The sequence below is a fragment of the Mycobacterium sp. NGS54 genome, from assembly GCF_059812465.1.
Genome location: NZ_JCALCS010000009.1, coordinates 267,440 through 279,900 on the forward strand (window position 1 = coordinate 267,440; position 12,461 = coordinate 279,900).

At 70.9% G+C, this 12,461-nt stretch carries 5 protein-coding genes; 2 read left to right on the plus strand and 3 right to left on the minus strand.

Translation table 11 applies throughout. The annotated features are described in order from the left end of the window. Nucleotides 1–3: 3 nt before the first annotated feature. Together AC5Y5E_RS28000 and AC5Y5E_RS28005 are read left to right on the plus strand one after the other, a co-directional pair. Nucleotides 4–1,776 carry an ABC-F family ATP-binding cassette domain-containing protein gene (locus tag AC5Y5E_RS28000; RefSeq protein ID WP_499906855.1) on the plus strand — a complete coding sequence of 591 codons (1,773 nt, stop codon included), beginning with the start codon at nucleotides 4–6 and terminating at the stop codon, nucleotides 1,774–1,776. 14 nt (nucleotides 1,777–1,790) lie between these two features. Beyond that, on the plus strand, nucleotides 1,791–3,068 hold the full coding sequence (locus AC5Y5E_RS28005) for a cytochrome P450 (RefSeq protein ID WP_499906900.1): 1,278 nt from the start codon (nucleotides 1,791–1,793) through the stop codon (nucleotides 3,066–3,068). 15 nt (nucleotides 3,069–3,083) lie between these two features. Here AC5Y5E_RS28005 and AC5Y5E_RS28010 read toward each other — a convergent pair whose 3' ends face one another. The 3 genes from AC5Y5E_RS28010 to AC5Y5E_RS28020 all read right to left on the minus strand — a co-directional run. Then, the gene (locus AC5Y5E_RS28010) at nucleotides 3,084–4,145 is read right to left on the minus strand and encodes a type III polyketide synthase (protein ID WP_499906856.1); all 1,062 of its coding nucleotides are present in this window, start codon (nucleotides 4,143–4,145) and stop codon (nucleotides 3,084–3,086) included. A gap of 180 nt (nucleotides 4,146–4,325) precedes the next feature. Continuing rightward, nucleotides 4,326–7,400, minus strand: a complete 3,075-nt coding sequence (locus AC5Y5E_RS28015) for a type I polyketide synthase (protein WP_499906857.1) — start codon at nucleotides 7,398–7,400, stop codon at nucleotides 4,326–4,328. Nucleotides 7,401–7,402: 2 nt separating this feature from the next. Beyond that, the coding region (locus tag AC5Y5E_RS28020) for an SDR family NAD(P)-dependent oxidoreductase (RefSeq protein WP_499906859.1) at nucleotides 7,403–12,461 on the minus strand (5,059 nt) is incomplete at its 5' end.

Sequence of the window (12,461 nt, forward strand, 5' to 3'; positions counted from 1 at the left end):
CCGGTGGCGCACCTACTGGGAGCCGAGGGCATACGTCTGCAATATCCGACTCAGGTCGTCTTCGAGTCGGTGACACTGGGCGTCAACGACGGCGCGCGCATCGGCATCGTCGGGCGAAACGGCGACGGCAAGTCCAGCCTGCTGGGCCTGCTGACCGGCCGGCTGCGGCCCGACGCCGGACGGGTCACCCGCCGCAGCGGGCTACGGGTCAGCGCGCTCAGCCAGGCCGACACCCTGGACCCGGACCGCACGGTGGGCTGGACGCTGGTCGGCGATCAACCGGAGCACCAGTGGGCCGGCGACGCGCGGGTGCGCGACGTGGTGGGCGGGCTGGTCTCCGACATCGCCTGGGACGCAACGGTTTCCACGCTGAGCGGCGGGCAACGCCGACGAGTGCAGCTGGCGAGACTGCTGATCGGCGAATGGGACGTGATCGCCCTCGACGAGCCCACCAACCACCTGGACATCGAGGGCATCACCTGGCTGGCCACCCACCTGCGGGAGCGGTGGGCGCGCAACAGCGGCGGGCTGCTGGTGGTGACCCACGACCGTTGGTTTCTCGACGAGGTCGCCACCACGACGTGGGAGGTGCACGACGGGATCGTCGAACCGTTCGAGGGCGGCTACGCGGCCTACGTACTGCAGCGCGTCGAACGCGACCGGGTGGCCGCCGCCGCCGAGGCCAAGCGGCAAAACCTGATGCGCAAGGAGCTCGCGTGGCTGCGGCGCGGGCCGCCGGCCCGGACGTCGAAGCCCAAGTTCCGGATCGACGCCGCCAACCAGCTGATCGCCGACGTGCCGCCGCTGCGCAACACCGTCGAGCTGGCCAAGCTGGCGACCGCACGGCTCGGCAAAGTCGTCGTCGACCTGCTCGACGTGTCGGTCTCGTTCGGCGACCGGCCGGTGCTGCGCGACGTCGAATGGCGGATCGCGCCCGGTGAACGCACCGGCATCGTCGGGGCAAACGGCGCCGGGAAGTCGACGCTGCTGGGACTGATCGCCGGAACCGTGGCGCCCGATTCCGGTCGCGTCAAGCGCGGCAAGACCGTGCGGCTCGCGGTGCTCGATCAGCGGGGCGAGGAGCTGGACGCGCTGGCCGGCGACCGGATCGCCGACGTGCTGGGCGGGCTGCGCGGCGGCTACGAGGTCGACGGCCGGGAGGTCACCCCGGCCCAGCTGCTGGAGCGGCTCGGGTTCGGCCGCGGGCAGCTGTCCGCGCGCGTCGGCGACCTGTCCGGGGGCCAGCGGCGCCGGCTGCAGCTGATGCTCACGCTGCTGAGTGAGCCCAACGTGTTGCTGCTCGACGAGCCCACCAACGACGTCGACACCGACATGCTCACCGCTGTGGAGGACCTGCTCGACTCGTGGCCGGGCACCCTGATCGTCGTCTCGCACGACCGTTACCTGCTCGAGCGGGTCACCGATCAGCAGTACGCGATCCTGGACGGTCGGCTGCGGCATCTGCCCGGCGGCATCGACGAGTACCTGCGGCTGGCGGCCGGTCGGGCGGGTGCGGCCTCGACCTCGGCTGCGCCGGCGCCCATTTCGGGGATGTCCGGAGCGGAGCGCCGCACGGCCGAGAAGGAGCTGGCCTCGGTCGACCGTCAGCTCGCCCGGCTCGCCGAGCGGATCGAGGCCAAGCACCACGAACTCGCCGAGCACGACCAGTCCGATCACGTCGGCCTGTCGCGGCTGACGGGAGAGCTGCGCGGCCTGGAGGGTGAGGTCGCCGCGACGGAGAGCCGCTGGCTGGAGCTATCGGAGTTGCTCGAATGAGCGCCTATCGGCCGGTGCGTTACCCGCCCGGGGAGGCGTTGTTGGCGCTGTACCGGTGGCGGGGACCGGTGATCAACTCCGGTGTCGGCCGGCACGGCTACACCTACCTGCTGGGCCCCGAGGCAAACAAGTTTGTGTTTGCCAACGCCGACGCGTTCAGTTGGCGGGAGACGTTCGAGAACCTGGCCATCGTCGACGGGCCCACCGCGCTGATCGTCAGCGACGGCGACGACCACCGGCGCCGGCGCAGCGTCGTCGCGCCCGGGCTGCGTCACCGGCAGATCCAGGACTACGTGCGAACCATGGTCGCCAACGTCGACGCCGTCATCGACGGTTGGCGGCCCGGGCAGCGACTGGACATCTATCGGCAATGCCGCTCGGCGGTCCGGCGCAGCACCGCCGAAAGCCTGTTCGGCCAACGCATGGCCGTCCACTCCGACTTCCTCGGTGAGCAACTGCAGCCCCTGCTGGACCTGACCCACATGCTTCCGCAGGTGGTGGCGCTGCAGCGACGGATGCGGTCGCCCGCCTGGCGTCGGGCGATGGCGGCCCGCCAACGCATCGATGACCTGGTCGACGCGCAGATCGGCGCCGCCCGCGCGGATCCCAGGCCCGACGACCACATGCTGACCATGCTGATCAACGGTCGCGGAGATGAGGGTTACGCGTTGAGCGACAACGAGATTCGTGACGCCGTGATCTCGCTGATCACCGCCGGTTACGAGACCACCAGCGGCGCGCTGGCGTGGGCGATCTACACGCTGCTGTCCCTGCCGGGCGCGTGGGACACCGCCGCCGACGAGGTGCGCCGGGTGCTCGGCTCGCGCGTCCCCGGCGCCGGCGACCTGGACGCGCTGACCTACCTCAACGGCGTCGTGCACGAGACGCTGCGGCTGTACCCGCCCGGCGTCATCTCCGCGCGCAAGGTGATGCGCGACCTGACGTTCGACGGGCATCGCATTCCGGCGGGCCGGTTGCTGATCTTCAGCCCGTACGTCACGCACCGCCTGCCCGAGCTGTGGCCGCAGCCAACGGAATTCCGGCCGTCGCGCTGGGATGCCGGCTCGCCGGGCTACCGCAAACCCGCACCGCACGAATTCATTCCGTTCAGCGGCGGCCTGCACCGGTGCATCGGGGCGGTCATGGCCACCACCGAGATGACCGTGATGCTCGCAAGGCTGGTGGCCCGGACCACGCTGCGGCTACCCGCGCAGCGGATCCGCGCGCACAACCTGGCCGCGCTGTCGCCGGCGCCGGGACTGGCCGTCGACGTCGTCGACCTGGTGCCGTGAGTCGCGTCGGCTCGCCTAGTGCCAGCGCAGTAGCACCAGCTCGGAACAGAACCCGGGACCCATCGCGAGCATCAGCCCGGGACTTCCGCTGGGCGGCGGCTTGGCGATGGTGTCGCGCAAGATGTGCAGCACCGAGGCCGACGACAGGTTGGCGATTTCGCCCAGTGAGCGCCACGTCAGCTCGAGGGCGTCGGGCCCGAGTTCGAGGGCCCTGGTGATGGCGTCGATGACCTTGGGGCCACCCGGATGGCTGACCCAGGCGCCGATGTCGTCCCTGGTGAGCCCGTGAGTCGCGAGGAATCCGTTGACGTCGTCGGCCAGGTAGCGGTCGATCAGCGTCGTAAGGTCCGGGGACAGCACCAGCTGCAGCCCCGAGGAGCTGACGTTCCAACCCATGATCTGCAGCGAGTCGGGGTACAGGCGGCTGCGCGAATCGAGAATGTCGGGCCCGCCGGCGCGAACCTGCTCGGCGCGACGGTCGCCGACCGCCACCACCGCGGCCGCGCCGTCACCGAACAGCGCGCTGCCGACCAACCCGGACACCGTCGGTTTGACGGCCGGGTAGGTGAGCGAACAGAGCTCGACCGAAACCAGGACCGCGACGCCGTCGGGCGCGCCGCGCAGGTAGTCGTTCAACCGGGCCACGCCCGCGGCACCGGCCACGCAACCCAGCCCGAACAGCGGCACCCGGCGCACGTCGGGGCGCAGGCCGAGGCGCCCGGCGATGCGGGCGTCGAGCGACGGCACCGCGATCCCGGTGACCGTCGTGGTGGCGATCATGTCGACGTCTTCCGGCTGAATGCCGGCCTCCTCGAGCGCCCCCAGCAGCGCCTGGCAACCGAGGTCGACGGCGGCGTCGATGAAGATCGCGTTGGCCTCGCCGAAGTCGGTCAGCGTCGGATAGCGCTCCAACGGCAGAACGAAATGGCGGCTGTTCACCCTCGCGGCGGCGTGCAGGCGCCGAACGATTTCCTCGTGTTCCTTCAGCCCCGGAAACTCGACGAATAGATCGGTGATCTCGCTCTGGCTATACCGATACGGTGGCAGCGCGCCGAACACGCCCGCAACAACGCTCATGCCCCACCCTTTTCGTCATGGCCGGTTGAAAGCCATCACTTTCACCCGGGGCTGAGAACTGCTCGTTACCGTGGAAAGTCTAAGGCTTTGACCCCGTATCGCAAAGACGTTGATATTCAACGTACGTCAAATTACTCGGGCCGTCAGTTCACGTAATCAGTTCCGCCAGTGAGGGATTCATCACGGAGCGTCATTTTCTTTGTTTGCGTCAAGCGCCAGCGCAATTAGCGCGTCGGGGCTTAACGAGTCGATAGCATCGTCGGTGACCGTTGAATCGGCGAGCGACTTTTCGGGGTCGCCGGCCAGCGCCAATAATTTGTCGAGCAATCCGGTCCGGCGAAGTTCATGAAGCGGAATCTTTCTCAGCGCCGACCAAACCTTTTCGTCATCGGACTCTTCCGGCCCGCCGCGGAGCAGTTGTTGAGCCAGGTGGTCCGCCAATGCCGCGGGATTGGGATAGTCGAAGACTAGCGTGCGTGACAACGCCAGCCCGGTATCGGCCTTGAGGCGGTTGCGGAGTTCGACCCCGGTCAGGGAGTCGAACCCAAGATCCTGGAAGGCGCGGTCCGGGTCGACCGCGTGGCTGTCCGAGTGTCCCAGCACCGCCGCCGCATGGGCGCAAACCAGCTCGGTCAGCTGGCGCCGGCGCTCGCGGGGCGGCAGTTGCCGCAGGCGCTCGGCCGACTCGTCGGGAATGGTTCGTGGCGCGTCGGTACCGCTGCCCAGCCAGAACCTTCGGCGCACAAACCCATACGTGGGCAACGCGACGCGCCGGCCGCGCCGCAGCACCGCGCTCCAGTCGACCGGCACGCCGGTGGTGAACAGCCGGCCGGCCGCGATGAGAAGCGACTCCACCTCCGCGCGATCCTTGGCCAGCGTGACGGTTGCGACGGGATGCTCGGTCGCCAGGGATTGCTCCGCGGCGGCGCTCAGGCCGCCGCCGGGACCGACTTCGACGAACACGCCGGCCCCGGACGCCTCCGCGGCACGCACCCCGTCGGCAAAGCGCACCGGACGGCGCACATGCTCGGCCCAATAGCGCGCGGTCCCGTACCTGGGCTCCGCGAGCTGACCGGACACATTGGAAACCAACGGTATTCGAGGGTCCTTCGGGGAGATGTCGGCGATCGCGGCTTCGAAGGCGTCGATGATGGGCTCCATCAGCGGCGAGTGGAACGCGTGGGAGACCGCTAACCGATGGGAGCGCCGGCCCCGGTCCGCCAGGGTCTGGGCGATGGCGGCGACCGGAGCCTCCGCGCCCGAGATCACCACCGAGTCCGGGCCGTTCACCGCCGCGATGGCCACGCCGTCGGTCAGCAGCGGCCCCACCTCCGCCTCGCCGGCGGTGATCGCGACCATCGCGCCACCGGCGGGCAGCCCGGCCATCAACCGCCCCCGCGCCGCCACCACCTTCGCCGCGTCGGGCAGCGACAGCACGCCCGCAACATGGGCGGCGGTGATCTCGCCCACCGAATGGCCCATCACGACGTCCGGGACCACACCCCAGTGCCGCAGCAGCGCCACCAGCGCCGTCTGGACGGCGAACAAGGCCTGCTGCGCAAACTCGGTGTCGTCCAACGACTTCGGCTTATCGCCCCACATCACATCGCGCAGCCGGTCGTCCAGTGCCGCGGCGGCTTCGTCGAAAGCCGCTGCGAACACCGGGAACCGGGCGTACAGCTCGGCCCCCATGCCCAGCGACTGCGCGCCCTGACCGGGAAACACGAACGCCGTCTTGCCCGGAGCGTGCGCCCGGCCGGCGATCGCGTTGGGACGCGGCTCGCCGCGCGCCACTCCGGCGAGCGCCGCCGCCAGGGTCTCGCGGTCGGTGCCGATCAGCGCCGCCCGATGCTCGAACACCGAGCGCGTCGTCGCCAACGACCACGCCACGTCGTTCGCGTCGAGCCGCGCATCCCCGGTCACGTGGGCAGCGAGCCGCGCGGCCTGGTTCGCCAACGCGCGCTCCGAACGGCCCGACAGCACCCACGCCGTCGGCCCGTTCTCGCGTTCGGCCCCGGGGGTGGGCGGCTGCGCGGGCGCCTCCTCGACGATCACGTGCGCGTTGGTACCGCCCATGCCGAACGAGGACACCCCCGCGCGGCGCGGTTCCTCCCCGGCCGGCCAGGCGGTCAGCGCGGTGTTGACGCGCAGCCCGAGGCCGTCCAGATCGATTCTCGGAGTGGCGTAGTTGAGGCTCGCGGGGATGGCGGCGTTTTCGATAGCCAGCACCGTCTTGAGCAAACCCGCGATGCCGGCGGCGCCACCGGCGTGACCGATGTTGGTCTTCACCGACCCCACCGTCAGCGGATGGTGCCGGAGCGTGCCGATCGCCTCCCCCAGCGCGTTCGCCTCCACGGGGTCGCCGATCTCGGTGCCGGTGCCGTGCGCCTCGACATACTCCAACTGGCCCGGGTGCAGCCCCGCGTCGCCCAGGGCGCGGCGGATGACGTCGGCCTGTCCCGCGACCGACGGCGCGGTCTGTCCGGCGGCGGTGTGCCCGGCGTTGCCGACCGCGCTGCCGGGGATCACCGCCCGGATGCGGTCCCCGTCCGCGAGGGCGGCGTGCAACGGCTTCAGCAGCACCAACCCGCCGCCCTCGCTGCGCACGTACCCGTCGGCGCGGGCGTCGAACGCGTAGGTGTGGCCCGACGCCGACACCGCGCCGAATTCCCGTTCCAGCAGGCTCGTCTCGCCGGCGAAGTTCAGGTGGACGCCGCCCGCGATCGCCAGCTTCGATTCGCCCGACCGCAGGCTTTGCACCGCGGCATGGACGGCCACCAGCGACGAGGACTGACCGGAATCGATCGTCATGCTCGGGCCGTACAGACCGAGGGCGTAGGAGATCCGGTTCGCGATCATCGCCCGGCTGATCCCGGCGAAGGAGTGATGGTCGACATGGTCGGCGGTGTCCAGCGTCAGCACCGCGTAGTCGTCGCTCATCGCGCCGAGGTAGACGGCGATTCGTTCGCCGCGCAGCGTCTCCGGAACGAAAAACGCGTCCTCGAGAAGTTCCCAGGCGAGCTCCAGCGCCAGCCGCTGGCGGGGATCCATCGCGGCGGCCTCGCGCGGCGACACGTTGAAGAAGTCCGCGTCGAACTCGGCGACGTTGTCCAGCAGCCCTTCTCGGCGGGTTTGCCCCTCGGCGACGCGAGTGACTTCCAGTCCGTCGCGCAGCACCCGCCAGAGTTCTGCGGGGTTGGCGGCGGACGGGAACCTGCAGGCGAGCCCGATGATCGCTACGTCTGCCGGTCGCACGGTCAGGGGCCGGATTCTTCGTCGAGGATGGCGAACAGTTCACTCTCGGTGGCGGTTTTGATGTCGTCGTCGAAAAGGTCGTCGTGCGCGGCGGGATCCGATTGGGCGGTGCTGAGGGTCAGTAGCATCTCGATGCGGGCGGTCATGCGTTTCTTGTCTTCGGGATCGCGGTCGGGTTGGTCGATCAGCGACTGCAGTTCGCGGATGACGTCGTTGAAGCGGGCCATCGAATCCGGTTGCTCGGCGCTGGGGCCGGCGGCCAGCTGGGCGTCGAGCTGCTCGGCCAGCGCGGCGGGTGTCGGATAGTCGAAGATCAGCGTCGGCGAAAGGGTCAGTCCCGTCGCATTTTTGAGCCGGTTGCGCAGCTCGACGGCGGTCAGCGAATCGAACCCGAGATCCTGGAAGGCGCTCTCGCCGTCGATCTCCGTGCTGCTGTGACCGAGCACCGTCGCGGCGTTGCCACACACCAGATCGACGAGTTCGCGGTGGCGCTGCTCGGGGGTCAGGCCCGCCAGCCGCGCCCGCAGGCCCGTCGACGCCATCGCGATCTCGACGTGGTCGACGACGCGTCGGGCGGGACGGTTGGCCAAGGCGCTCAACAGCGGTGGCAGCGCCGCGCCGCTGCGGGCGAGCGCGTCCCGGTCGAGCCGGGTGGCCACGACGACGGGGTGCTCGCCCAGCAGGGCGGTGTCGAAGAGCTCGAACGCCTGCTCGGCGGACAACGGGGCCAGCCCCACCCGGCTTATCCGGGCCTTGTCGCGATCGCCGAGATGCTGCGTCATGCCGGAATCCTGCTCCCAGAGCCCCCAGGCGACCGACAACCCGGGAAGCCCGCGCGCGCGCCGGTGCGCCGCGAGCGCGTCGAGGAAACTGTTGGCCGCCGCGTAGTTGCCCTGACCCGGGGCGCCCACCACCCCGGCCATCGACGAAAACACCACGAACGCGGCGAGATTCAGGTCCCGGGTGAGCTCGTGCAGGTTCCACGCCGCATCCGCCTTGGCCCGCAACACCGTATCGATGCGCTCGGGCGTCAACGAAGCGATCACCGCATCATCGAGCACCCCGGCCGCGTGGATGACCGCGCTCAACGGAGGCCGCTCGGACAGCCCCGCCAACAACTCCGCGGCCGCCGCGCGATCGCTCACGTCGCAGGACACCACCTGCACCGTGGCACCCGCCCGCGTCAAGTCGGCCACCAATTCGTCGGCGCCGCCGGCGGTTTGGCCGCGACGGCTGGCCAAGACGATATGGCGAACTCCGTACCGGCTGACCAGATGCCGGGCCATCAGCCCGCCGACCGTGCCGGTGCCGCCGGTGACCAACACCGTGCCGCCGGCCAGCCCGACGCCCGGCCTGTCGGGCAGGGTCAGAACCACCTTGCCGATGTGGCGGGCCTGGCTGACGAACCGGTAGGCCTCGACGGCGCGGCGCACGTCCCAGGCCGTCAGCGGCAACCGCCGCAACGCGCCGGCCTCGAACAGCCCGACCAGCTCGACCAACATCTCCTGGATGTGCTGCGGGCCGGCCTCCATCAGGTCGAACGCCCGGTATTTCACGCCGGGATGGTGCGCCGCGATCGCCTGCGGGTCCCGCAGATCGGTCTTGCCCATCTCGATGAAGCGCCCGCCGGACACCAGCAACCGCAGCGACGCGTCGGTGAACTCCCCGGCCAGCGAGTTCAGCACCACGTCCACTCCGGCCCCGCCGGTGGTAGCCAGGAACTTCCGTTCGAATTCCAGCGACCGCGAGTCGCCGATGTGGTCCTCGTCAAACCCCATGGCGCGCAGCGTGTCCCACTTGCCGCGACTGGCCGTGACGAACACTTCCGCGCCCCAGTGCCGGGCCAGCTGGACGGCCGCCATGCCAACGCCGCCGGTCGCGGCGTGCACCAGCACCCGCTGCCCGGCACGCACTCCGGCCAGCACCGACAACCCGTACAGCGCCGTCAAGAACACCACCGGCGCACCCGCGGCGTCGGTGAGCGACCAGCCCCACGGCACCGGCACCACGAACCGCTGATCCACGACCGCCTCGGAGCCCGCCAGGCCCAGGATCCCCATCACCGCGTCGCCGACGGCCAGGCCGGTCACCTCCGGGCCGACCTCGACGACGACCCCGGCGCCCTCGGCGCCCAACTGCGCCGCGCCCGGATACATGCCGAGCGCCACCAGCACGTCCCGGAAATTCACGCCGACCGCGGCGACCTCGACGCGCACCTGGCCGGCGGCCAGTTCCGCCCGTGGGCACGGCTCGGCCACCAGGTCCTCCAGCGTGCCCCCGCTTCCGGCGGCGAGCCGCCATTCGCCCGCCGGAAGGTCCAGCACCGGGCCCGCGTCCACCGGGGTCAGCCGCGCCCTGTAGGCGGCGCCGTTGCGCACCACCAATTGCGGCTCGCCACAGCCGATCACCGACTCGACGTCGAGCGACCCGTCGGAATCGACCAGGACCACCCGGCCCGGATGTTCGGCCTGCGCCGAACGCACCAAACCCCATACCGCCGCGCCGGCCAGGTCCGTGACGTCCTCGCCGGAAAGCCCCACGGCCCCACGGGTCAACACCGCCAACGGGCCACTTCGATCCGCGGCCAGCGACGACTGCAACACCTGCAGCGCCTCCGCGGTGGCCGCGTGCACCGACTCCATCGCATTCCCGTTGCCGGCGGCACATTCCCATACCTCCGCCGGGCCGACGGTATCGCCTTCCAACGAGATTGGGGACCACGTGACCTCGAGCAGGCCGCCGCCGGGACGGGCCGCCGCCGCGAGCTGCTCGGGCGACACCGGGCGAACCACCAACTCGCGCACCGACAACACCGGTAGCCCCGCGGCGTCGGCGATCTCCAGCGACATGGCCCCCGGCCCGGCGGGCGCAATCCGGACCCGCACGTGCGCCGCGCCCGCGGCGTGCAAGGTCACACCCTGCCAGGAGAACGGCAGCACGATCTGGGCCTGGTCGCCGCCGATGCCCAGCGCGTGCAGGCTCGCGTCGAGCAATGCCGGATGAATCCCGAAGCCTCCCAACGCCACTCCGGCGTCCTGTGGCACGGCGACCTCGGCGAAGATCTCGGTCCCGCGCCGCCACACGCTCCGCAGCCCCCGAAACGCCGGGCCGTAGCCGTAGCCGCGCCCGGCCAGCCGCTCGTAGGCGCCGCCGACGTCGACGGCGACCGCGCCCGCCGGCGGCCACGCCGAGGAATCCACGATCGGCCCCACCGGCCTCGTCGTCAGCACGCCCTCGGCGTGCAGCATCCATCCCGAATCCGATTGCGGGCCAGAGGAATACACCGATACGCTGCGCGAGCCCGACTCGCTGGCGACCCCCACCACCACCTGCACCTGGACCCCGCCGGTTGCCGGCAACACCAGGGGCGCCGACAACGTCAGCTCTTCGATCGCCGAACAGCCGACCTCGTCGCCGGCGCGCAGCACCAACTCGACGAAGCCCGCCCCGGGCAGCAGCACCACTCCGCCCACCGCGTGATCGGCCAGCCACGGTTGCGCGGCCAGCGCCAACCGGCCCGCCAATACCACCTCGCCCGAATCGGGCCGCTCCACGACGGCACCCAGCAGGGGATGGTCGGTCCCGGTCAGGCCCAGCCCGTCGACGTCACGAGAGCCCACCATCTCCGCCGACAGCCAAAACCTGCGGCGCTGGAAGGGGTACGTGGGCAGGTCGACGCGCTGCGGGTCAAGGCCGGCGAACGTCGCCGCCCAATCCACCCGCACCCCGGCGGCGAACAGCCGTGCCGCCGCGGTGACCAGCGACTCGACCTCGGCCCGGTCTTTGGCGACGCTCACCACCGCGAGCGCCTCGGTGGTCAACGACTGCGCCACGGCCGCCGTCAGCGCGTTGCCGGGACCCACTTCGAGGAACACCCCGGCCCCGAGCGTCTCGGCCAGCTGGACGCCGTCGGCGAAGCGCACCGGCGCGCGGACATGCTCGACCCAGTAGTCCGGCGAGCCGTACCCCGGACCGGCCGACTGACCGGTCACGTTGGATATCAACGAGATCCGCGGCTCGGCCGGCGCCACCTGGCCGACCAGCTCCGCGAACCGCTCGATCATGGGCTCCATCAACGGCGAATGGAAGGCGTGCGAGACGGCCAGCCGGTGTATCCGCCGGCCCTGCCGGGCCAGCCGGTCGGCCACCGCGTCCACCGCGGCCTGCTCGCCCGAAATCACCACGGCGCTAGGCCCATTGACCGCCGCCACGCCGACGCCCTCGGTCAACAGCGGCACGACCTCGGCCTCGCCGGCGGCCACGGCGACCATCACCCCGCCGGCGGGCAGTGCGCCCATCAACCGGCCTCGCGCGGCCACCAGTTTGGCCGCGTCGGCCAGCGACAACACCCCGGCGACATGGGCGGCCGCGATCTCCCCGACGGAATGGCCCATCACCACGTCGGGCACCACGCCCCAGGACCGCCACAGCGCGGCCAGCGCGACCTCGACGGCAAACAATGCCGGCTGGGCAAACTCGGTGCTTTCCAACAGGTTTGTGTCATCGCCCCACACCACCTGGCGCAGCGGCAACCGCAGGTGGTCGTCCAGCGCCTGCGCGGCCTCGTCGAAGGCCTGGGCGAACACCGGGAAGCGCCGGTACAGCGCCGCGCCCATCCCCAGGCGCTGCGAGCCCTGACCGGGAAACAGCCACACCGTCTTGCCCACCGCCCGGGCCCGCCCGGCCACCGTATCCGGGCCGGGGTCGCCCGCGGCCAGCTGCACCAGGCTCAGCTGCATGGTCTCGCGGTCGTCACCCACCACCACGGCGCGATGTTCGAATGTGGAGCGCGTCGTGGCCAACGACCACCCGACATCGGTCACGCCCAGACCCTCGTCGGCGCTGACCCGCGCCAGCAGCCGCTTGGCCCGCACCCCCAGCGCCTCGGGCGAACGAGCGGACAACACCCAGGGCACCACGACGGTGTCCCGGGGCGTATCCCGCTCAACCGCAGCGCCTTCCAGCGCGGGAGGATCCTCGACGATCACGTGGGCATTGGTTCCGCTGATCCCGAACGACGACACGCCGGCCCGGCGCGGCCGGTCGCCCGCCGGCCAGGGT

Coding starts and splice junctions, on each gene's coding strand:
- AC5Y5E_RS28010 (WP_499906856.1), bottom strand. CDS start 4,145: ATGAGCGTTGTTGCGGGCGTGTTCGGCGCGCTGCCACCGTATCGGTAT.